The organism is Streptomyces spiroverticillatus (assembly GCA_014650415.1).
Taxonomy (GTDB): Bacteria; Actinomycetota; Actinomycetes; order Streptomycetales; family Streptomycetaceae; genus Streptomyces; species Streptomyces spiroverticillatus.
In genome coordinates this window covers 470,848-493,557 of sequence record BMUX01000007.1, presented here as the reverse complement: position 1 = coordinate 493,557, position 22,710 = coordinate 470,848, and the positions used below count along the sequence as shown (strand labels likewise).

General features: G+C 71.5%; 19 protein-coding genes and 1 tRNA gene. 8 read left to right on the top strand and 12 right to left on the bottom strand.

Annotated features, from left to right (window positions below):
* Positions 1–5 precede the first annotated feature (5 nt).
* The 3 genes from IE269_RS21525 to IE269_RS21515 all read right to left on the bottom strand — a co-directional run bounded on the left by IE269_RS21525 (position 6) and on the right by IE269_RS21515 (position 2,622).
* Positions 6–647, bottom strand: a complete 642-nt coding sequence (locus IE269_RS21525; RefSeq protein ID WP_189824663.1) for a C39 family peptidase — start codon at positions 645–647, stop codon at positions 6–8.
* 68 nt (positions 648–715) lie between these two features.
* Positions 716–1,945 (bottom strand): metallophosphoesterase, encoded by a 1,230-nt coding sequence (locus IE269_RS21520; protein WP_189824662.1) that lies wholly within the window; start codon positions 1,943–1,945, stop codon positions 716–718.
* 134 nt (positions 1,946–2,079) lie between these two features.
* Positions 2,080–2,622 carry a GNAT family N-acetyltransferase gene (locus IE269_RS21515; protein ID WP_229897958.1) on the bottom strand — a complete coding sequence of 181 codons (543 nt, stop codon included), beginning with the start codon at positions 2,620–2,622 and terminating at the stop codon, positions 2,080–2,082.
* Between the two features lie 105 nt (positions 2,623–2,727).
* Between IE269_RS21515 and IE269_RS21510 the strand changes: the two genes are divergently transcribed.
* Both IE269_RS21510 and IE269_RS21505 read left to right on the top strand, forming a co-directional pair.
* Positions 2,728–3,393, top strand: a complete 666-nt coding sequence (locus IE269_RS21510; protein WP_189824660.1) for a winged helix-turn-helix domain-containing protein — start codon at positions 2,728–2,730, stop codon at positions 3,391–3,393.
* The gene (locus IE269_RS21505) at positions 3,390–4,727 is read left to right on the top strand and encodes an MFS transporter (protein WP_189824659.1); all 1,338 of its coding nucleotides are present in this window, start codon (positions 3,390–3,392) and stop codon (positions 4,725–4,727) included. The genes IE269_RS21510 and IE269_RS21505 overlap by 4 nt, the downstream gene beginning before the upstream one ends.
* 27 nt (positions 4,728–4,754) lie before the next feature.
* On the opposite strand, the gene IE269_RS21500 is transcribed toward IE269_RS21505, so the two are convergent.
* Positions 4,755–5,231, bottom strand: coding sequence for a GNAT family N-acetyltransferase (locus IE269_RS21500; protein ID WP_189824658.1), 477 nt, complete (start codon positions 5,229–5,231; stop codon positions 4,755–4,757).
* A 144-nt stretch (positions 5,232–5,375) separates the two neighbouring features.
* On the opposite strand from IE269_RS21500, the gene IE269_RS21495 reads away from it, so the two are divergent.
* The 4 genes from IE269_RS21495 to IE269_RS21480 all read left to right on the top strand — a co-directional run bounded on the left by IE269_RS21495 (position 5,376) and on the right by IE269_RS21480 (position 8,311).
* Positions 5,376–6,224, top strand: coding sequence for an SAM-dependent methyltransferase (locus IE269_RS21495; protein WP_189824657.1), 849 nt, complete (start codon positions 5,376–5,378; stop codon positions 6,222–6,224).
* Between the two features lie 197 nt (positions 6,225–6,421).
* A complete protein-coding gene (locus IE269_RS21490) occupies positions 6,422–7,537 on the top strand; it encodes a mechanosensitive ion channel family protein (RefSeq protein WP_189824656.1) in 1,116 nt (371 codons plus the stop codon).
* A 130-nt stretch (positions 7,538–7,667) separates the two neighbouring features.
* Positions 7,668–7,744: transfer RNA gene (locus IE269_RS21485), tRNA-Pro, on the top strand.
* A gap of 72 nt (positions 7,745–7,816) precedes the next feature.
* A complete protein-coding gene (locus IE269_RS21480; RefSeq protein ID WP_189824655.1) occupies positions 7,817–8,311 on the top strand; it encodes a DUF309 domain-containing protein in 495 nt (164 codons plus the stop codon).
* Between the two features lie 15 nt (positions 8,312–8,326).
* On the opposite strand, the gene IE269_RS21475 is transcribed toward IE269_RS21480, so the two are convergent.
* Genes IE269_RS21475 through IE269_RS21465 form a run of 3 tightly spaced genes read right to left on the bottom strand, consistent with a single transcriptional unit; the run spans position 8,327 to position 11,171 of the window.
* Positions 8,327–8,962, bottom strand: a complete 636-nt coding sequence (locus IE269_RS21475; protein WP_189824654.1) for a LutC/YkgG family protein — start codon at positions 8,960–8,962, stop codon at positions 8,327–8,329.
* Entirely contained in the window at positions 8,959–10,359 is a 1,401-nt protein-coding gene (locus tag IE269_RS21470; protein ID WP_189824733.1) for a LutB/LldF family L-lactate oxidation iron-sulfur protein, read from the bottom strand. The genes IE269_RS21475 and IE269_RS21470 overlap by 4 nt, the downstream gene beginning before the upstream one ends.
* Before the next feature lie 56 nt (positions 10,360–10,415).
* On the bottom strand, positions 10,416–11,171 hold the full coding sequence (locus IE269_RS21465; RefSeq protein WP_189824653.1) for a (Fe-S)-binding protein: 756 nt from the start codon (positions 11,169–11,171) through the stop codon (positions 10,416–10,418).
* A gap of 510 nt (positions 11,172–11,681) precedes the next feature.
* On the opposite strand from IE269_RS21465, the gene IE269_RS21460 reads away from it, so the two are divergent.
* A complete protein-coding gene (locus tag IE269_RS21460) occupies positions 11,682–13,223 on the top strand; it encodes an RNA polymerase sigma factor (RefSeq protein WP_268253611.1) in 1,542 nt (513 codons plus the stop codon).
* On the opposite strand, the gene IE269_RS21455 is transcribed toward IE269_RS21460, so the two are convergent.
* From IE269_RS21455 to IE269_RS21445, 3 genes are all read right to left on the bottom strand, one after another.
* A complete protein-coding gene (locus IE269_RS21455; RefSeq protein WP_189824651.1) occupies positions 13,220–14,470 on the bottom strand; it encodes a cytochrome P450 in 1,251 nt (416 codons plus the stop codon). The genes IE269_RS21460 and IE269_RS21455 overlap by 4 nt on opposite strands.
* Before the next feature lie 94 nt (positions 14,471–14,564).
* Positions 14,565–15,941, bottom strand: a complete 1,377-nt coding sequence (locus IE269_RS21450) for a hypothetical protein (protein WP_189824650.1) — start codon at positions 15,939–15,941, stop codon at positions 14,565–14,567.
* 123 nt (positions 15,942–16,064) lie between these two features.
* Positions 16,065–18,560 carry a glycoside hydrolase family 84 protein gene (locus IE269_RS21445; protein ID WP_189824649.1) on the bottom strand — a complete coding sequence of 832 codons (2,496 nt, stop codon included), beginning with the start codon at positions 18,558–18,560 and terminating at the stop codon, positions 16,065–16,067.
* 533 nt (positions 18,561–19,093) lie between these two features.
* On the opposite strand from IE269_RS21445, the gene IE269_RS21440 reads away from it, so the two are divergent.
* Positions 19,094–19,633 (top strand): lamin tail domain-containing protein, encoded by a 540-nt coding sequence (locus IE269_RS21440; protein ID WP_229897961.1) that lies wholly within the window; start codon positions 19,094–19,096, stop codon positions 19,631–19,633.
* A 279-nt stretch (positions 19,634–19,912) separates the two neighbouring features.
* Here the strand turns inward: IE269_RS21440 and add are convergent, their stop codons facing one another.
* Positions 19,913–20,926 (bottom strand): adenosine deaminase, encoded by a 1,014-nt coding sequence (gene add / locus IE269_RS21435; protein ID WP_189824648.1) that lies wholly within the window; start codon positions 20,924–20,926, stop codon positions 19,913–19,915.
* Positions 20,927–20,952: 26 nt separating this feature from the next.
* A complete protein-coding gene (locus IE269_RS21430) occupies positions 20,953–22,710 on the bottom strand; it encodes an adenine deaminase C-terminal domain-containing protein (protein WP_189824647.1) in 1,758 nt (585 codons plus the stop codon).

Here is a 22,710-nt window from a genome sequence, read left to right as displayed (position 1 = left end):
ACCCGTCAGAGGCGCCCCAGGACCACTCCCCTGCCCGCGTAGAAACGGTCCAGGTCGGACCACGGGATGCGGGCGAACTCCTGGGAGCGACCGTGGAATCCGGACGGGTTGTGGACCAGGAGGGCTTCCGCTTCGTACCCGACGGCGAGGACCAGATGGCCGCCCCGCGCCGGTGGTGCGGTCGGCGCCAGTTCTCGTACGGACGGATGCACGGAGAGCATCAACAGCCGCCCCGACGCGAGGAGTTGACGGATCTCCTCGGCGGGGAGGTCGGGGCGGGACTCCGCCGCGAGGGGCCAGGTGGCCTCGACGTGGCGGGCGAACGGGGCGTAGATCAGCCCGTCGAGGCCGCCGTCCTCGCGCCGGACGTACGCGCCCGCCTCGACGCACCCGGCGGCCAGCTCCATGGCGGTGGGGACGGGCAGTCCCCAGTGGGCGAGGCACATGCGCAGGCAGGCCATGCCGCACAGCCGCCAGGACCACCAGTCGTACTCCTCGGGGCTCACCGCTCCGTACGCCTGCCACAACGGGTCCTCGGCGGCGGGGAGTTGACGGGTGACGATCGTCTCGGCGAGCTCGGGAGTGACCCACTGAGAGAAGTACGGGACCTGGTGGACGAGCGGGGCGGTGGTGGCCGGGGTGCGCATGGGCACTCATTGTGCCGTGTACGTACGGTCCGGGGCGGGCGGGGTCGCCGCCCGCCCCGGAGGACACTTCAGTGGCGCGCCAGGGTGTCCACGGGGGTGGTGGTGCGGGTGGTGTGGGCCAGGCGGGCGGTGCGGGAGGGGACGTCGACGGTGTAGGCGTCGACGGTCATCGCCCGGTCGGAGACCTTGAGCACCATGAAGCCGTGGTCGGAGAAGTTCTGCCAGGTGGCGGGGTGTTTCCCGTGGGCCTTGCCGTCGCCGGACTTGGACGAGGCACCGCAGACGATCTGTCGGGTTCCGGCGGTGCGGGTGGTGGGCTCCAGGAGCTGGAGGGTGTGGTCGTGGCCGGAGAGGATCAGGTCGGCGCGGCCGACGACGACCTCCTCGTACAGCTCCTTGAGGTGGATGCCGCGCGTGTAGTGGCCGACGAGGAAGCCGTCGTACGAACCGGCGCTGCCGTGTTTGCCGTTGTTCAGGTAGGGGTGGTGGCCGATGACCACCTTCCACCGCGCCCGGGATGCCGTGAGCGCGCTGTCGAGCCAGGCGCGCTGGGCGCGCATGTAGGGGCCGTTCCAGTAGTAGTGCGGGTCGAGCTGGGCGACGGTGGAGGCGACCGGGTTGGTGTCGAGAGCGAAGAACTCGATCACGGGGTCGGTGCCGCCGGCGGGCAGGGCGGCCGTGTAGTAGCGGCTGGGCATGTACCAGCGGCGGGAGGAGCGGGCGTAGGAGACCTCGCGGTCGCCGCGCGAGGGGTCGCCGCCGCTGCCGGGGAGCAGGCCGGAGCAGTCGTGGTTGCCGAGGACCATCAGCCAGGGCATGTCGAGCCCGGTGTTGGGCTCCTCGAACTTGGTCCGGAACTCGTCGTCGGTGTCGGACTCGGGTCCGTTCTCGTAGATGTTGTCGCCGAGGCCGACGGCCACACCGATGCCCTCGCGGCGGCAGACCTCCCGGGCGGCGGCGGCCACGGCGTGCTGCTCCTCCTTGCCGGTGCCCGCGTCCCCGGTGACGAGGATCGCGAACTCGCCCTGACCGTTGGGGCGTTGGGGGAAGGGGAATTTGTCGACTGCTGCGGTACGGGGCCGGGCGGCGCCCGTGGTGCGGGCCTCGGCGGCGGCGGAGCCCGGCAGAGCGGCGAGCGCGGCTCCGGCGGCCGCACCGCCCAGCAGGGCACGTCTGCGCACGATGCCCATGGCGCGGACGCGGTCGCCCACGGGTCCGTCGGCCAGCTCGGGCTCGGCGCGCAGCCACTGGGCCTCGGTGAGGTCGGGGTGGGGCGGGATGAGGTCGTCGTCGCACATGGGTGCGTTGTCCCACACCACGGCGGAAGCGCGGAAGACAAAAGGGCGAACACGGGGCGGAGGTATGGGGTCGAGTTTGTGCACGGGCCGGGTGCGGGGCCGTTTTACCCCGGAAACCGGTACCGAGGCGCAGGTCAGGGGGTGATGGCGGCCGCCCCCGGGTGGCCGGGGGCGAGGAAGGCGACGAGGTCGCCGGGGTCCGCGCCGGGCACCGGGAGGACCTCGTGCCAGCCGAGGCGCCGGTAGAAGGCCACGGCGTCCGGGGCGGAGCGTGCGGTGAGCAGCCAGGCGCGGCCGTCCGGGGCGGCCCCGTCGCAGAGGGCGGCCAGGAGGCTGCGGCCGAGGCCGGTGCCGCGCGCGGAGGAACGTACCGCCATCTCGTCCACTTCGAAGGCGCCCACCAGGAGGGGACCGAGACGGGGGCCGAGCTGGGCGGCGATCCGGGCGTAGGAGCGGTCGGCGGGGAACGGGTCGGGGGTGGTCCAGCCGGTGGCGAAGCCCTCCGCGCCCGGTCCGCCGTCGCGGGCGGGGGCGACAGCCGCCCGGAATCCGGGGCGGTGGCGGTCGGCGTCGAGGCGCTTGCGGAAGGCGGGGGCGGCGTCGGCGGGTTCGTTCCAGGGCGGGGCGGTGAAGACCTCGGCGTAGACGGAGACGAGGTCGTCGGCACGTTCGGTCACGTTCGAACGGTAGAGGCGCATGCGCGGACGATAGCGAAGATTTCCCCAAAATAATTCTGCAAAAATACTTTTGCAGAGTGGCCCGGGCGGCCTACGCTGCGAAGCATGGTCAGCGAAGAGCACGCGGACGAGCGTCCGAACCAGGCTGCAGGACGCGATCGCGTCCTGGATCCCACGCAGGACACGGCGGCCCTGAAGGCCCTCACGCACCCCCTGCGCATCCGGCTGCTGGGGCTGCTGCGGCAGCACGGCCCCGGCACGGCGAGCGAGCTGGCGGCCCGCACCGGGGAGTCGTCCGCCTCGACCAGCTACCACCTGCGGGTGCTGGCGAAGTACGCCTTCGTGGAGGAGGCGGAGCACAAGGACGGACGCGAACGCCGCTGGCGGTCGGCGCACGCCGTGACGAGCTGGAACAACGAGGCGATGTGGGCGACCCCGGAGGGCCGCGCCTTCGTCGACTTCACCCGCAGGCAGCAGATGAACCACCTCCAGGCGACGCTGGTGCAGCACGAGGCGGACATGGCCGACGGACTGCTCGGCCCCGACTGGACGGAAGCCGCCGGATTCAGCGACCTGATGCCCCGCCTGACCCCGGAGTCGGTGAGCGAACTCCAGCGGTTCTTCCGGGAGAAGCTGACGGAACTCTCCGCACGCGACGAAGGCGACGCACGCGCCGAGCAGGTCGTCGTCTTCACCGCGGCACTCCCCCTGGCCCAGCACAACTCCCCTCCCCAGACGACCACTTCGGACATAAGTGACGGTGCGTCATGAAGACTTCCCCGGACGTCCTGCGGACCGCACGCCGCCGCTTCGCCGTCGTCAACCTGCTGTTCTGGCTGCCGACCGGGCTGAGCTTCGGCACGGCCGTGCTGCTCTTCACCGAGCGCGGACTGAGCCTGACCGCCGTCGCCGCGTGTTTCGCCGCGCACTCGATCACCGCCGCCGTACTGGAGCTGCCGACCGGTGGGCTCTGCGACGTCCTGGGGCGGCGGCCGATCCTCGCCCTGGCCGGGCTCTTCAACCTCACCGCCCTCATCCTCCAGGCCGTGGTCTCCTCGGCCGCGATGCTCGCCGTCACCATGGCGCTGGTGGGTGCGGGCCGCGCCCTGTCCAGCGGGCCGGCGGAGGCCTGGTACGTCGACACCGTGCAGGCCCACGCCGGGCCCGACGCCGACCTGCGCACCGGGCTGGCGCGCGGCAACACCGCCGTCGCCGTCGGGCTCGCGGTCGGCACGCTGACGGGCGGCGCGATCCCGTGGCTGCTCGGGCTCGGCCCGAACATCGGCGCCCGTCTGACGGAGGCGACCGGCGGCGTCCTGGTCCCCATGTCGGTACCGAGGCTGCTGGGCGCGGCGGTCGCCGTCGTCTTCGTCCTGTACGTGCTCTCCGCCCTGCGGGAGCCGCCGCGCCCCCCGAACTCGCTGGGCCAGGTGATGCGGGGCGTCCCGGTGACCGTGCTCGAAGGCCTGAAGCTGGGGACGCGCGAGGCGACCGTACGCCGGGTGCTGCTCAGCTCGGCGGCGGCCGGGGCGGGGCTCGCGGCCATGGAGCTGCTGATGCCGGGCCGGGCGGCAGGAGTCACGGGGTCGCTGGAGTCGGGGGCGCTGCTGTACTCCGTGCTGGGCTGTGCGGGATTCGCGCTGTCGGGCTTCGGCAGCTCGCTGGCACCGCTCGCCGCACGCCTGACCCGCAGCGGGGAGCGGGCGGTGCTGGTGAGCCTGAGTCTCGGGGTGTGCGGGCTGGTGCTGCTCGGGGTGACGGCGCAGTCGACCGCACCACTGGCGCTGGGGATCGCGGTGCTCGGGTACGGGATCTTCTACATGGGGCTCGGAGCGGCGGGGCCGAACGAGAACGAGCTGATGCACCGCCGGGTGACCAGCGCGCAGCGGGCGACCGCCCTGTCGGTGCAGTCGCTGGCGTTGCAGATTTCGGCCGGGTTGAGCGGAGTGGTCATGGGCGCCATGGCGCTGGGCGCCGGGCCGTGGCTGCTGGCGGGCGGTGTGCTGCTGCTGGGGGCGCTGATGTGGGCGCGTCCGACCGGCGCCGGTGGGGTGCGCCCGGAGACTCCCGCGGCCGAGCCCGTCGGGGACGCGGTACGGGGATGAGGGGGCACTTCTCCCCGCCGGAAGCGCCTACGCGAGGTCCAGTTCGGCCACCGTCTGGTCGCCGCTCGTCTCCCCGGTGACCCGGAAGCCCAGCTTCCGGTAGAAGGCCTCGGGGCCGGTCGGGCCCGGGTGGTAGGTGACCGTGAGGCGCCTGCCGCCCCTGCGGCGGATCTCGGCGGCGACGGACTCCACCGCGAAGCGCCCGCAGCCGCGCGCCTGCTCGGTCGCCGCCACGTTCAGGCGCCAGAGGCCGGAGCGCACCTCATTGCCCGCGCCGTCCCAGTCGATGTCCAGGAAGGCCATCAGGAAGCCGACGGGGCGGTCCCCGTCCAGGATCAGGCGCGGCCAGGCGGTCTCCCCGTGGACGTACGCCTCGGCGAGGGACTTCGCCACCGGGGCCACCAGGTGTGCCTGATCGGGCCGGACCTCGATGCCGAGCGCGGCGTCGATGTTGTCGGGGGTGATCTCTGCGAGGCGGAGGCCCGAAGGCGGTGTGGTCGTCATGACAGCACCGTACAAAGCCAGATCAAGCGATTTTCGGGCCCCGGACCCGCTTCCACTCCCCCACCTGCTGACCCCTACGCCTCAACAGGGCACGATGGCCCCGGGACACCCCCGAACACGCCTGCCCGACAAAGGAGTTGGCAGATGACCTCCACGCCGCCCGCCACCACGCCGCCCACCGGCGTCCCGGCCCCCGCCGACCGGATCGCGATCGACACCAGCAGGCCGCACCCCGCCCGCGTCTACGACTGGTTCCTCGGCGGCAAGGACAACTACCCCGTGGACGAGGAGCTGGGCCGCCAGATCGTCGCCCTGGAACCGCAGACCAAATACTGCGCCCGGCACAACCGCTGGCTCATGCAGCGTGCCACCCGCCACCTGGCCAGGACCGGCACCCGCCAGTTCCTCGACATCGGCACCGGCATACCCACCGCCCCCAACCTGCACACCGTCGCCCAGCGGGTGAACCCCGAGGCCCGGGTCGTCTACGTCGACAACGACCCGATCGTCCTCGCGCACGCCGAGGCGCTCCTCACCAGCACCCCCGAGGGCGCGACCGCCTACCTCCAGGCGGACGCCCGCGAGCCCGACCGCATCGCCGAACTCGCCCGTGACGTACTGGACTTCACGGAGCCGGTCGCGGTGTCGCTGATCGCGCTGCTGCACTTCATCCCGGACGCGGACGGGGCGTACGAGGTGGTGGGCAAGCTGATGGAGGCGCTGCCGTCGGGGAGCCACCTCGTACTGACGCAGCTGGCCGGCGACTTCGACGTCGAGCGGACCGCGCAGGCGGTGGAGATGTACCGCGCGGGCGGCGTGACGCTCGTCCCGCGCACGAAGGAGGAGACGGAGCGGTTCTTCACCTCGACCGGTCTGCAGCTGGTGGAGCCCGGCATCGTGTGGCTGCCGGACTGGCAGCCGCACCTCGGAGTGGACGAGGAGCGGGACGGGACGCCGGTGCCGCTGTACGCGGGAGTCGGCCGCAAGCCGTAGCCGCCGCAGGGGGTCCGGTGCGGATGCGGCAGGATGACGTCCGCACCGGACGGCCCGTCAGGGACGGCGTCCGTTCCGGTGTGCCCGTACGACCGGAATGAGCAGGTGACCAAGGTGACGACACCTCATATATGCCGCCCCCAGGGGCAATTCGACCGCAGATGCGCGGTGGCTCCGTCGAGCCGGGGAGCGTACTGATGGAGCGCGCGCTCGCCCTGGGCGACCTGATCGTCGCCGGAATCGCAGTGGCCGCGGGCCTCCTGGCCGCCCTCCTGCTGCGGATGATGCTGCGCTGGCTGGGCGAGCGGGCCAGCCGTACCCGGTGGGCCGGCGACGACATGATGGTGGATGCGGTACGGACCCTGGTTCCGGTCGCCGCGGTCGCGGCCGGTGTCGCGGTCGCCGCAGCCGCGCTGCCGCTGACGGCCCGTACCGGACAGAACGTGTCCCGGGTGCTCACCGCGCTGCTGATCATGGCGGCCACTCTCACGGCGGCCCGGATGGCGACCGGGCTGGTGCGGTCGGTGGCCCAGTCCCGGTCGGGCGTGGCCGGGTCGGCGACGATCTTCGCGAACATCACGCGCGTCGTGGTGATCGCGATGGGCTTCCTGGTGCTGCTCCAGACGCTGGGCGTCTCGATCGCCCCGCTGCTGACCGCGCTCGGCGTCGGCGGCCTGGCGGTCGCGCTCGCCCTCCAGGACACCCTGGCGAACCTCTTCGCGGGCGTGCACATCCTCGCCTCGAAGACCGTGCGGCCCGGCGACTACATCCGGCTGAGCAGCGGGGAGGAGGGGTACGTCGTCGACATCAACTGGCGCAACACCGTCGTGCGCCAGCTCTCCAACAACCTGGTGATCATCCCGAACGTCCAGCTCGCGGGCACCAACATGACCAACTACAGCCGCCCCGAGCAGGAGCTCCAGATCAACGTGCAGGTCGGTGTCGCCTACACCAGCGACCTGGAGCACGTGGAGCGCGTGACGACGGAGGTCGTCGCGGAGGTCATGAAGGAGATCACCGGCGCGGTCCCCGAGCACGAGCCCGCCGTCCGCTTCCACACCTTCGGCGACTCCCGGATCGGGTTCACGGTGATCCTGGGCGTGGGCGAGTTCAGCGACCAGTACCGGATCAAGCACGAGTTCATCAAGCGGCTGCACCAGCGCTACCTGATCGAGGGCATCCGGGTGCCGGCCCCCGCACGGAACGTGACCGTGGTGCAGGGCGAGCCCCCGTCCGAGGTCGCTCCGCTCCTCTCCCCCGGCATCCCGCAGCAGCGCCGGAGCGCGCCGACGCCGGAGCAGACCGCGCCGTAACCCCGCCCTCGGCGCCCTGCGCTCCGCGTCCGCGAAGGCGCGGAGCACAGGCGGTTCGGACCTCGGGTGAAGGTGGGGTATTGTTCTCATGCGCGCTCAGCCAGGGGGAAAGCCCAGGTCAGGCGCGCACCGGGACGTGGCGCAGCTTGGTAGCGCACTTGACTGGGGGTCAAGGGGTCGCAGGTTCAAATCCTGTCGTCCCGACCAGCGATTTATCGCAGGTCGGAGCCCGTATCAGAGCATTCTGATACGGGCTTTTCCGTTTTTCCGGGAGGAACAATGGCTGACAAGGACAAGCGGCGCGACCGGGACGACGAGGGGCGGGCGCGGAACGCGCGGCCGCGCGACGGGCTGGGCCGGCCGTTGCCGTACGGGACGCCGGGGGTGGAGCGGCAGCCGGAGGGGGTGGTGCGCTCCCCCGGGGAGTCGGTGCGGGAGGCGCAGCGGCTGCTGGACGCGGGGATGCCGTTCCACGCGCACGAGGTGTTCGAGGACGCGTGGAAGTCCGGCCCGGAGGAGGAGGCTCCGCTGTGGCGGGCGCTGGCGCAGGTGGCGGTGGGGCTGACGCACGCGGCGCGCGGGAACGCGACGGGCGGGGCACGGCTGCTGCTGCGCGGGGCCGAGGGGCTGGCCTCGTACGGGGGCGCGGACCACGGGATGGATCTGGGATACGTACAGGCGTGGGCCCGGGGGCTCGCGGAGCGGGTCGGGGCGTCCGGGGCGCCGGTGGTGGACGCCCGGGCGGAGGCACCTCGGCTGCGGCGGGCCGTCTGACGCCTCCGACGGGGGTCAGGACTCGGTGAGGAGGACGACCTCCAGGGTCCTGGGTCCGTGCACCCCCTCCACCCGGTCCAGCTCGATGTCGCTGGTCGCCGAGGGGCCGGAGATCCAGGTCAGCGGGCGGGTCGGGTCGAGCCGGGGCATGGCCTGCGGGAGGGAGGCGACGACCTGGGAGGGGGCCCGGACCACGCAGATGTGGTGGTCGGGGACCAGGGTGAGGCGACGTCGGCCCTGGTCGGGGCCGCCGTCGAGGACGATCGTGCCGGTTTCCGCGATGGCCAGGGCACAGCCCGTGACCACGCTCGCGACCTGGTCGAGGTCGGCGGGGGTGAGCACCGCACGGTCGTGGATGCGGGTCGGGTCGGCTGCGGAGAGCCAGTGCGGGGGCAGCTGCGGGGGGACGAGGACGGACTGCGAGCCGCGTTCGGCGAGCAGCCGCATCAGCAGGAGTGCGATGTCGTCCTCGGTGGTGCGGTGGACGACCGCCCGGTAGTCGGCGAGGTTCTCGTGGAGCAGGTCGAGGACGGCCGCCGGGTCGTCGGAGGTGTGGGTGGTGGCGTACGAGCGGGTGGGCTCGGGGGCTTCGGGGGCGTCGGCGAGGGCCCTGCGGATGCGGGCGAGGACGCGGTCGCGGCCGGTGCTCATGATGTGCGGTTCCTCTTCCACCAGTCCCGGAAGGGTGCGGCGGGCAGTTCGGGCAGGTCGCGGGTGTTGGTCCAGGCGGCGGCTCCGGGGAGGCGCCGGGGGTGGGCCTTGCGGGTCAGGGAGGCGGCGCGTTCGGCGGTGGCCAGGGCGGCGGGGTGGTTGAGGACCCAGCCGGAGGCCTTCATCGCGGCCTTCTCCAGGCGGTGGCCCTTGCCGCCCTGGTCGGCGACCTTCTCCCGGAGGTGGACCAGGACCTCGGGGATGTCGATGGCCACCGGGCACACCTCGTAGCAGGCGCCGCAGAGGGAGGAGGCGAAGGGCAGGGAGGCGTCCAATTCCGATGCCGTGCCCCGGAGTTGCGGGGTGAGGATGGCGCCGATGGGGCCCGGGTAGACGGAGCCGTAGGCGTGGCCGCCGGCCCGTTCGTACACCGGGCAGACGTTGAGGCAGGCGGAGCAGCGGATGCAGCGCAGGGTCTGGCGGCCCACCTCGTCGGCGAGGACGTCGGTGCGGCCGTTGTCGAGGAGCACCAGGTGGAAGGCGCGCGGGCCGTCGCCGTCGGTGGTTCCCGTCCAGGTGCTGGTGTACGGGTTCATGCGCTCGGCCGTGGACGAGCGGGGCAGCGTCTGGAGGAAGACCTCCAGGTCGCGCCAGGTGGGGACGACCTTCTCGATGCCGACGACGGAGATCAGGGTCTCGGGGAGGGTGAGGCACATGCGGCCGTTGCCCTCGGACTCGACGACGACCAGGGTGCCGGTCTCGGCGACCATGAAGTTGGCGCCCGAGATGCCGACCTTCGCCCGGAGGAATTTTTCCCGCAGGTGCAGGCGGGCGGCCTCGGCGAGGTCGGCGGGGCGGTCGGTGAGGTCGTCGGGGGCCGGGCGGCCCCATGCGCTCATCGTGAGGGTGAAGATCTCGCGGATCTCGCCCCGGTTGCGGTGGATGGCCGGAACCAGGATGTGCGAGGGGCGGTCCTCGCCGAGCTGGACGATGAGTTCGGCGAGGTCGGTCTCGTAGGCGGCGATGCCTTCGGCCTCCAGGGCCTCGTTGAGGCCGATCTCCTGGGTGGCCATGGATTTGACCTTGACGACCTCCCGCTCGCCCGTCGCCTTCACCAGGTCGGTGACGATGCGGTTGGCCTCGTCGGCGTCCGCCGCCCAGTGGACGGTGCCGCCGGCCGCCGTGACGGCCTCCTCCAGTTGGAGGAGGTAGCGGTCCAGGTGGCGCAGGGTGTGGTCCTTGATCTGCTTTCCGGCCTCGCGGAGGTCGGCCCAGTCGCCCAGCTCCGCGACCGCTTTGGCGCGTTTGTCGCGGATGGTGTGGGTCGCGTGCTTCAGGTTGGCGCGCAGGGTGGTGTCCCGGACGGCGGCGTGGGCCGCACGGGGGAAGGACGGCATGCCCAGATACGTACTGTTCGCGCCGTTCTTGTAGCTGGTTCGTGCGGTCGGGGCGCTCACAGCAGGGGCTCCTCTTCGGTGCTGGCCAGGATTTCGGCGAGGTGCAGGGCGCGCTGCGGGGAATTCTGGCGGCGGAGCATGCCGCCCAGGTGCATCAGGCAGGAGTTGTCCGCGCCGCACAGGACCTCTGCTCCCGTGGAGCGTGCGTTGCGGAGCTTGTCCTGGCCCATCGCGGCGGAAACATCGGAGTTCTTCACGGCGAAGGTGCCGCCGAAGCCGCAGCACTCCTCGGCGCCGGGGAGCTCTTTCAGCTCCAGCCCCTTGACCGCTTCGAGCAGCTTGCGGGGCCGGTCGCCGAGGCCGAGCATGCGCAGCCCGTGGCAGGACGGGTGGTAGGTGACCGTGTGCGGGAAGTACGCGCCGACGTCGGTGACGCCGAGGACGTCGAGAAGGAACTCGGTCAGTTCGTACGTCCTCGGTACGAGCGAGGCGGCGGCCCCGGCAAGGTCGTCGCCCCGCCCCTCCTTGGCCTGGAGGCGTCCGATGCGCGGATAGTTGTCGCGGATCATCGCCGCGCAGGAGCCGGAGGGGGTGACCACGTAGTCGTACCCCTCGAAGGCCGCGGCGGTCCTGCCGACCAGTGGTTCGGTGTCGCGGCGGTAGCCGGTGTTGTACTGCGGCTGGCCGCAGCAGGTCTGTGCGGCGGGGAAGTCGACCTGGACCCCGAGCCGTTCCAGCAGCTTCACGACGGCGATTCCGGTGGCGGGGAACACCGCGTCATTGACGCAGGTGACGAAGAGTGCAACGCGCATAGGTCGGAGGATATGTGGGCCGGGGCCGCCCGGATAGACCGTGATCAAGATCGCGTGATCACGTTTCCGTATCCGCCGGGGATCTCCTCTTCGCCTGCGGACGGTGGACGGGCTGTGACCGGTCCGTGTGCGGTAGGTGTTCGGTCCGTGCGGGGTTCCGATCGGCCGGACGTACGGAAAAGGGTCCTCCAGGTGGGGGAAATCCGGGCGAAAACCCCGCTCCTGGGGGAGAGATGTCCCCCAGGGGTACCCTTGGGGATTCCACTCGGCCAGCCCGGCGGCCCGCGCTCCACCTCGTCACCTTGCCGGGGGACCTCTGCACGTCGGGTCCGGCCGGGCCGGGAAGAGTGGCTCAGGTCACTTCAGAAAAGGCGTAACGAAACAATGCGGGTGCGCGATGACCTGACAGGTGCCGTCGCGCAGCCAAGCCTTCCGCCCTGCGGCACGAGGCCTGGCTACGGCCTCGCTCCCGCCATCACTACTTGTATTTCTCGCTACGAGAGGCTCTTCGTGTCGCTCAGTCCGTCCCGCCCGTTCCCTCAGGAGATCGCCGAATCGCCGTCCTTGGTCTCGCTCATCGAGCGCGGCCGGGACCAGGGCCACATCAATGGCGACGACGTCCGCCATGCCTTCGAAGCGGACAGCATCCCTGTCGACCAGTGGAAGCGGGTCCTGCGCAGCCTGAACCAGGTCCTCGACGAAGAGGGTGTGACGCTGATGGTGACGGCGGCCGCCGCCGCCAAGCCCGCGAAGGCCGCCAAGCGCGCCCCTCGCAAGGCCGCCGCCTCCGGTGAGGCCAAGCCCGCCGTGAAGCGCGCCGTCGCCAAGAAGGCCGCCCCGGTCAAGAAGACGACGACGGCCGCCAAGGCCGCCGCCGCTGCCGCCCCCGAGGCCCCGGCCGTCGAGGACGACCTCGACGAGACGTCGGCCGTGGCGGAGAAGGCCGCCCCGAAGAAGCGCGCCACCAAGAAGACGGCGGCGAAGAAGACCGCCGCGAAGAAGCAGACCGACGAGTGGGCGGGTGACGGCGAGGAGGAAGAGGAGACCCCCAAGCCCGGTACCGCCGGCTACGTCCTGTCCGACGAGGACGAGGACGACGCGCCGCCGCAGCAGGTCGCGGTGGCGGGTGCCACCGCCGACCCGGTCAAGGACTACCTGAAGCTCATCGGCAAGGTGCCGCTGCTCAACGCCGAGCAGGAGGTGGAGCTGGCCAAGCGCATCGAGGCCGGTCTCTTCTCCGAGCACAAGCTCGACGGCGAGGACGGCGAGGCGACGGAGGAGCTGGAGCCGACCTTCCGCCGCGAGCTGGAGATCCTGGTCGAGGACGGCCGCCGCGCCAAGAACCACCTGCTGGAGGCCAACCTCCGCCTCGTGGTCTCGCTGGCGAAGCGTTACACCGGCCGCGGCATGCTGTTCCTGGACCTCATCCAGGAGGGCAACGTCGGTCTGATCCGTGCGGTCGAGAAGTTCGACTACACCAAGGGCTTCAAGTTCTCGACGTACGCGACGTGGTGGATCCGGCAGGCGATCACCCGCGCCATGGCCGACCAGGCCCGCACCATCCGTATCCCGGTGCACATGGTCGAGGTCATCAACAAGCTGGCCCGCGTCCAGCGCCAGATGCTCCAGGACCTGGGCCGCGAGCCCACCCCGGAGGAGCTGGCCAAGGAACTCGACATGACCCCCGAGAAGGTCATCGAGGTCCAGAAGTACGGCCGCGAGCCCATCTCCCTGCACACCCCGCTGGGTGAGGAGGGCGACAGCGAGTTCGGTGACCTCATCGAGGACTCGGAGGCCGTGGTTCCGGCCGACGCCGTCTCCTTCACCTTCCTCCAGGAGCAGCTGCACTCCGTCCTGGACACGCTCTCCGAGCGTGAGGCGGGCGTCGTCTCGATGCGCTTCGGTCTGGCGGACGGCCAGCCGAAGACGCTGGACGAGATCGGCAAGGTCTACGGCGTGACGCGTGAGCGCATCCGTCAGATCGAGTCCAAGACGATGTCGAAGCTGCGTCACCCGTCGCGTTCGCAGGTCCTGCGCGACTACCTGGACTAAGCCTCTTCCGGCTTCTCGGCCGGGAAGGTGAGGTGCAGTGCCTGGGGCGAGCGGTGGATCAGAGTGGGTCGTACGACGACCTGCTGGTCCGCCGCTCGCCCCAGGCGCATTTCGGGGAGCCTGCGGGTGAACAGCTCCAGGGTGAGGCGCAGTTGGGCCTTGCCCAGGTGCGAGCCGGGGCAGCCGTGGACGCCGTGTCCGAAGCCGAGGTGCTTGGCGGGGGCGGTACGGGTGACGTCGAAGGCATCCGGGTCCGGGTGGCGGGCGGGGTCGCGGTTGGCGGATCCGTACGCGACGAAGACGGCCGTCCCGGCGGGGAGTTCGGTCCCGGCGAGCGTGACGGTACGGGTGGTGAGCCGCCGGAAGCCCTGGATCGGGGTGTCGAAGCGGGCGGCCTCCTCGACGGCGGCCGGGATGCGCTGCGGCTCGGCGCACAGCAGCTCCCACTGGGCGCGGTCGCGCAGCAGGTGGTGCACGGTGCTGCCGATGAGGGCGGTGGTGGTGAGGTGCCCCGCGATGAGCAGGTTCTGGAACTGCGAGACCATCTCGGCGCGCTGGTCGCGAGTGAGGTCGCCGGTGCCGGGCACGAGGGCGGCGGTCATCGTGGAGATCAGATCGTCCTGCGGATGCGCGCGGCGTTCGCGGATGTAGTTGTCCAGCAGGATCTGGAGGGTGACGACGTCGCGGGCGGCGGCGACCTGCTCGTCCTCTGCGAGGGGCCGGAAGAGCAGCTCCTCGGCGCGGCGGCTGCCGTGGACGGCGGTGCGGGCGTCCTCCTCGGTCAGCCCGAGGACCCGGCCGATGACGTCGCCGGGGAGCTTCTCGGCGTACTCCCCCATCAGCTCGACCTGCCCACGGGGCGCGAAGGCGTCGACGAGGACCTCGGCGCGGGCGGTGGCGTACGACAGAACGGCGTTGAGCCGGGCCACGGAGAGGCCGTGGTTGAGGGGCGCGCGGTAGGTGCGGTGGGCTTCGCCGTCGGTGCTCAGTACGGTACGGAACCCTCCGAGGCCCTTGGCGAACTCGGCGAGGGCGGCGGGGCAGGGCCGGACGTCGGGCCGCAGGGCGTTGGCCGAGGAGAAGTCCTCGGGCCGGCGCAGGACCTCGCGGACATCGGCGTCGCGGGCGACCAGCCAGGCGTCCAGCTCGGGCACGAAGGTGAGGCCGTCGGCGGCGCGGGCGCGGGCGTAGAGGGGGTAGGGGTCGCGGTAGAGGGCGTCGAGGCGACGGTGATCGGCTAAGTCCACGGGGTCATGGTGCACGAGGGAGGTGGGGCGGGGGAAGGGGTGCCGGGCCCCGTGGAGGGGCCCGGCCCCGTCAGTCCCCGTCAGTGGGGTGGGGTCAGCAGGCGGGGGCGGTGCCGCGGAGGACCTTGCAGGTGTTGCCCTGGTCGCCGCCGCCCGTGACCTTGCCGTTGTTGGTGAAGACGTCGAGGGTGTCGGCCCCCAGGTGCCCGTTGACCGTCCCGTTGTTGGTGACGACGCTGATGGTGTCCTTGCCGGGTGCCTTGGAGCTGGGGTTCTCGCCCCAGACGCGGGCCTTCTTGCCGACGAAGCCGACCTGGACGCGGTCGTCGCCCTCGTCGCCGCCCGCCGCCGTGAACACGGCCGCGTTGTCCTGGTACTTCTCCTCGACGTACAGGCGCTGGACGGTGACGGTGTCGTCGTCGGCACCGCCGTCGATCATGCCGCCGGTGCCGACCGTGCCCGCGGTGACGCGGTCGTTGCCCGCGCCGCCGTCCAGACCTGCCGCGTTGAACCCGTACCCCTCCTGGTCGGGGCCGTTGACGGTGGACGCGGTGAGCGTGTCGGCGCCGGGGCCGCCGAGCGCGCGGCTGCCGTGCTGCATGCTGCCGACGGTGATCGCGTCGCTGCCGGCGCCGCCCCTGACCTTGGCGAGGAAGACGGTCTGGCGGACGGCGATGCGGTCGTCGCCCTCGCCGCCCACCACCTCACCGGAGTGGATCTTGTCGATGCTGAAGTGGTCGTCGCCCGCACCGCCGTCGACGGTGACGAGGGCGCCCACGAAGCCGAGGGTGAGGGTGTCGTTCTCGGTGCCGCCGCGTACACCGCTCTTCTTGGGGTCGGACCCCGTGCCGGTGGTGCCCACCGTGATGCGGTCCTCGCCCGCGCCGCCGTCGACCAGTCCGCCGAGCGTCTCGACGTGCTCGGAGCGGCTGACGTGTCCCGCGCTCTCGACGGTCAGGGTGTCGGCGCCCCCGCCGCCCTCGAAGACCGCGTCGGGGCCGACGTAGGCGGCGGACATGCGGTCGTCGCCGTCGCCGCCGGTGACCGTGCCGCCGGAGTCGCTGAACTTGATCCGGACCTTCTTGCCGTTCTCCGTCTCCTCGCCGTACCGGTAGTGGCCGAGGACCGCTGCGGTGACCGAGTCCGCGCCCGCGCCGCCGTCGACGGTGGCGCCCCTCAGGACGTCCCCGGTGACGGCGATCGTGTCGTCCCCTCCCCCGCCGTCGACCCGGGCCCCGGAGGCGAGGGTTCCGGTGACGATGATCGTGTCGGCGGCGTCGGTGCCCTGGACGCTGTCGCCCTTCTTCAGGTCGCCGCACACGAAGGTCTTGCCGCCGCCGGACGCGGTGGGGGTCTCGGTGCAGGAGGCGGGTTTCGCCGCGGCGGGGGCGGCCTGGGCGAGGAGCAGTGCGGTGGGGGCCGCGGTGAGCAGCATGGCGGTGGCTGCCGCGTACAGGGCGGTGCGCTTCACGGAGGGGGGCTCCTCGGGGAGGGATGGGCTGGAGCGGCTCATCCAATCCCGTACGCAACACCCGGAAGGGGGAGTCTCACTCGGATGCCAGCTTTCGTGGCGAAGACTCCCCCGATGGCCCTGTCAGTCGGACGTCCGGGTCCGCCCGTGCACCTCCACCTCCGCCATGTTCAGCTCGACCGGTTTCGCGGAGGCCAGCCAGATGCGGACGTAGCGGGCCTGGGCGGTGGTGGGAATGCTGGTCGGGCCGCCCGCCTGGGCCGTTTCGTGGTGGGACCAGATGCCCGGGGTCTTCAGGGCCTCCGCGAGGGTCGCCGGGAAGGGGGTGTCGGAGGCGAGGACGTAGTAGTCCTTGGTGCGGTCGGCACAGCAGTCGGTGCGGTTGTAGAGGTCGATGCGTTCGAGGGAGGCCGAGGTGCCGAGGTCGACCTGCCACCAGGGCTGGGCCTCCTTGCCGCCGGTGGTGGCGATGTCGAAGCGGTCGCCGTTGACGGCCTTGGCCGCGCCGAAGGGGGTGGTGCCGTCGTCCCAGACGTAGTCGGAGACCTGGGTGGCCGTCTTGCCGCGGGCTAGTTCGCGCAGGGGCGGCAGGCCCTTCGACGCGTCGTGGGCGGCCTGCACCTTGGTGACGAAGTCCTCGATGCAGGGGTCGCCGAGGCGGACGCGGCCGAGCTGGTGGTGTTCCTTCGGGTCGACCGTGATCTTCGCGGCGGCGGAGGCGGCCGTGTCCATGGCCTTGCGGGCCCGTTCGGCGGCGGCCGCGTCGCCGCGCCCGATCGCGGTCAGCGCGTCGAGACCGTACGACAGGGAGCTGCCCCAGAGCTTGGTGGCGTCCAGCCAGTTGGCGGCGTCGGAAAGGAAGAGCTTGTCGGGGAGGGAGCGGCGGAGCGTGTCCGGGACGCGGGTGATTTCGGTGACCGCCGGGCGGAAGGCCCGGATCGCGCCGCGCGGATCGGTGGCGTACCGCTTCCAGAAGGCGGTCGTACGGGGGCCGAAGACCGGGGACTGGGGCTGCCAGGGCGTGGTGCCGAAGGTGGGGGCGAGGTGGTTGAGGTCGACGAAGACCTGGACCGCGTCGGCCAGTCGGGGGTCGCCGCCCGCGAGGAAGAGGGCGGCATGGCGGGCGGAGCGGGTGCGGTCGTAACCGCGGTCGTTCCAGGAGAAGTCGGACATGGTGAAGACGGCGGGCTTGCTGGCCGCCTCCTGGTTCATGGGGTTGGAGATGAGGCCGGTGAGGTGGTCGGAGAGGCCCGGCTCGCGCTTGTCGTAGGGGGCGAGGAGGAGGCGTCCGGCGGTGCGGCCGAAGTCGTTGACGGGGTAGTTGTCCCAGACGAAGACCTTGCGCCCGAAGAGTTCGGAGGCCTTCTTCGCCTGGTCGACGGTGATCGCGGGCGGGACGACGTCGGTGCCCGTCCACATCACCTCGACGGACGTGTCGAGGGTGGCGCGCAGGGTCTGCTTGTACGGGGAGTCCTTGAGGTCGCCGTACTCGGTGGGCACCATCTGGAGCGGCCGCATGCCGGGGTGGGTGGCGACGAAGTCCTTCTGGAGGGTGTTGAGGAGGCTGACCTGCGCCTTGGCGGCGGCCGCCTGGCCGGGTGCGCCGAAGGCCGCCTTGTCGGCGTCGCAGTTCCACTTCGTGTAGCTGATGTCGTCGAGGGGGACGGAGACCGTGCGCACGCCCAGGTCGTACATGGCCTGGAGCTTGGCGGTGAGGGCCTTGGTGTCGGCGGCGTCGGAGTAGCAGATGGACGCGCCGGGCGAGACGGCGAAGGTGAACCGGACGTGGTTCGCGGTGGCACGTTTCACCAGCGTACCGAGCTGCGCGAAGACGTCCGCCGGGTAGGGCTCGCGCCATTTGTCGCGGTGGTACGGGTCGTCCTTGGGTGCGTAGACGTACGTGTTCGACTTGACGGCGCCGAGGAAGTCCATGTGGTCCAGGCGCTCGGCCTGCGTCCACGGCGGCCCGTAGAAGCCCTCGATGGAGCCGCGCAGGGGCATGGACGGGAAGTCGGAGACGGAGGCGGCGGCGAGGCGGACCCGCCCGTGCCCCTTCGGCGCGTTCCGGAAGAGCTGCTTCAGCGTCTGGACGGCGTAGAACTGCCCCGTCGCATCCGCTCCCCCGAGGGCCACGCTCCCCCGCCCCACCCGCAGCGCGTACCCGTCCGCGCGGTCGGGCACGGCGGTGCCCTGGAGGGCGCGGGCGAGGTCGGTTCGGGTCGCGGACCCCAGCAGGAAGGCCAACTTCCCGTGCGGGGAGAGCTTTTCGCGTACGCCGACGTGGCGCACGCCGTGGGCCCGCAGGGTGGCGACCAGGAGGTCGCGTGCGGCGGGGTCGGTGTCCTTGCCGACGATCACCTCGACCCGGTCCCGGACAACGATGTCAGAGCCGGTACGGGTGAGGCTCTGCGGCGTCGGGAACACGACCGGGAGCGCGGTGGAGGGGGCGGCGCCGGCCTCGGGCGCGGCGGCGGCCGTCGGGGCGACGAGGGCGAGGGAGCCGAGGGCGACGGCGGCGGCGAGGGCCGTGCGGGCGCGTCGCGAGGGCGTGGCAGGGACTCTGGATCCGGCAGCAGGTGCTCTGGATCCGGCAGCGGGGGCTCTGGATACGACAGTCATGCGGTCTCCGGTGCGTGGTGGGGTATGCGGTGGAGTGTGCGCGGTCGTGAGCGGAGCTGTGCGAAAGGGTGTCCTTCCGTGAACTGCTGGACAGCGTCGGCCACTTGGCGATGACCCGTCAAGACCACGAACCCCACGGGTCACGCAGAACCCTCCCCTCCCCCGGCTCCCGCAGCCGGAAGGTGACGGTCCAGCAAAGGGCTGTTACGGATCCGGGACGGCGTCCGGGGAGCGTGCGCCGGTCGCCAGAGCGGGCGCGTACGTCAACCGCACGCGTCACAGAGGGAGTTCAGGGCGCATAGGTTCATTGCACCTCGAACCGGCGGTAACGACGCGAGACGGATACCTGCCGTTTACAGGGGACGGCTACGTGGGTGTCCGCATTGCGTAACGCCCTGTCCGCGCGCCTCCCCAAGCGCCGCCGGGCGGGTCCACGGTGGTTTCCACGCCCCGACGAACACGTCGGGGTTCGCACCATCCCGTCAGCCGTCCCGGCCAGGGGCGGGGGCGGGCGGTTCCTAGGGGGAAGTTCCATGTCCACCAAGTCCAGCATGCCCAGCGTGGCCCGCACGTCCACCGTGCGCAGCCGTTCCGGCCGGCGGCTTGCCGCTGCTGTCCTGGCGGCCGGTGCGGTCGTCGGGGTGACCGCGCTTCCGGCGAGCGCCGCGGTGTCGGCCGACTCCGGGTCCGGCTTCAGTTCTGCCGTGCAGAAGCAGCGGCCGCCGAGGCCGTCGGTCGTCATCGGCCGGGTCCAGGCCAACAGCCCCGGCTGGGACGACGGTTCCAACCGCAGCCTGAACGGCGAGTGGGTCGAGGTCCGCAACCTGAGCCGGTTCCCGGTCAACCTCGACGGGTACTCGCTCAGCGACCGGGACGGTCACCGCTACTACTTCGACCACCTGCGGCTGCGCGGGCACGACAGCGTGAAGGTGCACACGGGGGTCGGGCGTGACGGATGGGGTCACGTGTACCAGGACCGGCACCGGTACGTGTGGGACAACTACGGGGACTCGGCGACGCTGCGGAACGGCTGGGGGCGGGTCGTGGACCGGGTGTCGTGGGGGTGGCGCTGAGGGTTGAGCGGGGGTGAGTGAGGGGGCGGTGTCCCTTGGCCCACGGGGCCGGGGGCACCGCCCCTTGCTCTGTGCGGGGTTGGGGGGCAGCCGGGGGCGGCTGCGGGCCGGCCGGTGCCGAGGGGTGCGGGCAGGGGCGGAACCGGGGTGGCCCGGTATCGGGCGGGCCGCCCCCTTGCCCGCCCGTCCCGCCCCCGGGGGGGGCGGCCCCGCCGCCCAAGGGGACGGCGGCGGAAAGGGGGGCCGCCCAAGAGGGCGGGAGGGGCGGGCCCAAGGGGGCTACTTGGCGTACTCGTCCAGTTCGGCCAGGAGGAGGTCCTTGACGGCCGGCGGGGCCCAGGAGATGTCGATCGCGTTGCGCTGGAGCTGGATCAGGTCCGCGTCCGTGAGGCCCAGTTCGGCACGGAGTGCGGCGAGGTTCTCCGCGACGTAGCCCGGGAAGTAGGCCGGGTCGTCGGAGTTGACGGTGACCTTGACGCCCAGGTCGAAGAGGCGCTTGATCTCGGTGGCCTTCATGCCCGCGGTGACGACCCCGTTGGAGATCGGGCAGGTGGTCAGGCCGATGCCCCGGCCGAGGATGTCCTCGACGAGCTGGGGGTCTTCGAGGGCATTGGTGCCGTGGTCGATGCGCTCGACGCCGATCACGTCGAGGGCCTGGCGGATGTGCTCGGTGGTGTTCTCCTGGTCGATGTCGCAGTGCATCGTGAGGCGGAAGCCCTCCGCGCGGGCCCGCGCGAAGACGGCGGCGAACTTGACCGGCGGGTTCCCCTTCTCGTCCGAGTCGAGGCCCACGCCCACGATCCACTCCTTGTACGGGAGCGCCTGGACGAGGGTCGCCATCGCGAACTCGGCCTGGAAGTCCCGCAGGAAGCACAGGATCAGGTGGCCGCGGAAGCCGGTGGCGCGGCGGGCGTCGTCGAGGGCCCGGGTGAGCCCGCGGATCACGGTGTCGAAGGAGACGCCGCGTGCCGTGTGCGCCTGCGGGTCGAAGAAGATCTCCGCGTACCGGACGTTCTGGGAGTGCGCCTTGGCGGCGTACGCGGCGGCCAGGTCGTAGAAGTCCTGCTCGGTGACGAGGACCGACATGCCCTCGTAGTACTGGGTGAGGAAGGACGGCAGGCTGTCGAAGGCGTACGCGTCGCGCACGGCGGCCTGGTCGGCGTACGGCAGCTCGATGCCGTTGCGGGCGGCGAGCGCGAGCTTCAGCTCGGGCTCCAGGGTGCCCTCGATGTGCAGGTGCAGCTCGCACTTGGGCAGGCCCGCGACGAACGGGTCGACCTCGATGGCGTTCATGGTGTTGCTCCCTCCGGCAAAGGTGTTCAGCGGCTGGTGAGGACGGTGTCGACGACGGACTGTGTGTGGTAGCTGATCACACCGAGGTCGGTGACCGCGTAGTCCGGGATGGCGGTGATCTCCAGGAAGATCAAGTAGCCGAAGGCGGAGGGGAGCTCACAGCCCAGGGCGCGCGCTGCGGCCTCCAGCCGGTCTTCGGCCGCCGCCATCTCCTCGGGCACGATGTCGGCGACGATGCCCGCCACGGGCAGCGGCAGGAACTCCTTGATCTCGCCGTTCTCGACGACGATCTGCCCGCCCCCGGCGGCGGCGAGGTGGTTGACGGCCAGTGCCATGTCCTCGCGGTTCGCGCCGACGCAGACGATGTTGTTGTCGTCGGGGGCGGCACTGGAGGCGATGGCTCCGCTGCGCAGCCCGAAGCCGTTGATCATGGCGGTGGCCGTGGCGCCGGTCTTGCCGTACCGCTCGGAGACGGTGCAGTACAGCGCGTCCTGGGCGACGTCCGCCCGTACGACACCACCCTTGACCGGCAGCGTCAGGTCGAGCCGGGTCCGTACGAACGGAACCGTCCGGTCCATCTCCACGACCAGCACCTCCGCCGAGTCCCCGGCGGCCGCGATGCCGATGGCGGAGGCGGCCAGCTCGGGGACCTGGAAGGCGGGGCTGAGCGCGGCCGAGCGCTCGGGGGCGGCGGGGGCCGTGACCGTACGGCCGTTCTCGGCGGCCAGCACGCCGCGCGAGAAGACGCGCTCGACCTGGAAGCTCTCCGGGCTGTCGATGATCAGTACGTCGGCGTAGCGGCCGGGCGTGATGGAGCCGACGAGGTGGTCGATGCGGTACATCTCGGCGCAGTTGACGGTGGCCATCTGGATGGCCTCGATCGGCTTGACGCCCGCCTGGATGGCCATCCGGACCAGCTTGTCGAGGTGGCCCTCGCGGAGGATGTCGGCGACGTGCATGTCGTCGGTGCAGAAGCCGACGCGGCGGGACTGCGCGCCGAACTTCGTCACCGTCTTGACGTTCTCGTTGAGGAAGTGCGCGACGGAGGACTCGCGGATGAGGAGGTACATGCCCGCGCGGAGCTTTTCGAGGGCTTCCTCGGCGGTGTAGCTCTCGTGGTCGAGGCGGATGCCGGCGGCGGAGAGCGCGTTGATGGTGGTGGAGGAGGCCATCGGGGCGCAGCCGAAGACGGGGAGCCGGTTGCGGTGGGCCAGCTCCAGGGCGCGCAGGACGTCGGGGTCGCGGTTGAGGACGAACTCGGCGACGGTCTCCCAGACGCCGTAGCAGTCGGCCCAGTCCTGGGTCTCCTCGTGCTCGGCGGGGCCGAAGTTGAAGCCGACGGTGGTCTCGGGGAGCGTGTACGGGGTCTTGAAGGGGGCACCCCAGAAGATCTTCATCGGGCTCTGCTCGGCCTCGCGCAGCGCCTCGCGGACGCCGTCGACACCGGCGACGACGAGGATCTGGTCGAGCCCGGAGATCACGCTGGTGGTTCCGTACCGTACGACCGCGTCGGCGAACATCGTCGGCGAGAGCTTGCTGCACTCCAGGTGGAGGTGGCCGTCGATGAGGCCCGGGACCAGGTGCTTGCCGGTCGCGTCGACGATCTCGGTGTGCTCGCCGATGTACGCGGTGACGTCGCCGGTGGCGGCGATGCGGTCGCCGGTGATGGCGACGTCGGCCGGGTAGACCTCGCCGGTGCAGACGTTGACGAGGGTGCCGCCGGTGATGACGCGGTCCGCCTTGACGACGCCCTCGGACGCGTCGATGAGCTGACGCAGGTTCAT

Bases quoted from the DNA above. Each gene is read 5' to 3' on its own strand.
- IE269_RS21470 (WP_189824733.1), bottom strand. From the start codon at position 10,359: ATGCCGTCCTTCCCCCGTGCGGCCCACGCCGCCGTCCGGGACACCACC.
- IE269_RS21475 (WP_189824654.1), bottom strand. From the start codon at position 8,962: ATGAGCACCGGCCGCGACCGCGTCCTCGCCCGCATCCGCAGGGCCCTC.
- IE269_RS21440 (WP_229897961.1), top strand. From the start codon at position 19,094: ATGTCCACCAAGTCCAGCATGCCCAGCGTGGCCCGCACGTCCACCGTG.
- IE269_RS21525 (WP_189824663.1), bottom strand. From the start codon at position 647: ATGCGCACCCCGGCCACCACCGCCCCGCTCGTCCACCAGGTCCCGTAC.
- IE269_RS21510 (WP_189824660.1), top strand. From the start codon at position 2,728: ATGGTCAGCGAAGAGCACGCGGACGAGCGTCCGAACCAGGCTGCAGGA.
- IE269_RS21490 (WP_189824656.1), top strand. From the start codon at position 6,422: ATGGAGCGCGCGCTCGCCCTGGGCGACCTGATCGTCGCCGGAATCGCA.
- IE269_RS21480 (WP_189824655.1), top strand. From the start codon at position 7,817: ATGGCTGACAAGGACAAGCGGCGCGACCGGGACGACGAGGGGCGGGCG.
- IE269_RS21465 (WP_189824653.1), bottom strand. From the start codon at position 11,171: ATGCGCGTTGCACTCTTCGTCACCTGCGTCAATGACGCGGTGTTCCCC.
- IE269_RS21505 (WP_189824659.1), top strand. From the start codon at position 3,390: ATGAAGACTTCCCCGGACGTCCTGCGGACCGCACGCCGCCGCTTCGCC.
- IE269_RS21520 (WP_189824662.1), bottom strand. From the start codon at position 1,945: ATGTGCGACGACGACCTCATCCCGCCCCACCCCGACCTCACCGAGGCC.
- IE269_RS21495 (WP_189824657.1), top strand. From the start codon at position 5,376: ATGACCTCCACGCCGCCCGCCACCACGCCGCCCACCGGCGTCCCGGCC.
- IE269_RS21445 (WP_189824649.1), bottom strand. From the start codon at position 18,560: ATGACTGTCGTATCCAGAGCCCCCGCTGCCGGATCCAGAGCACCTGCT.
- add (WP_189824648.1), bottom strand. From the start codon at position 20,926: ATGAACGCCATCGAGGTCGACCCGTTCGTCGCGGGCCTGCCCAAGTGC.
- IE269_RS21430 (WP_189824647.1), bottom strand. From the start codon at position 22,710: ATGAACCTGCGTCAGCTCATCGACGCGTCCGAGGGCGTCGTCAAGGCG.
- IE269_RS21500 (WP_189824658.1), bottom strand. From the start codon at position 5,231: ATGACGACCACACCGCCTTCGGGCCTCCGCCTCGCAGAGATCACCCCC.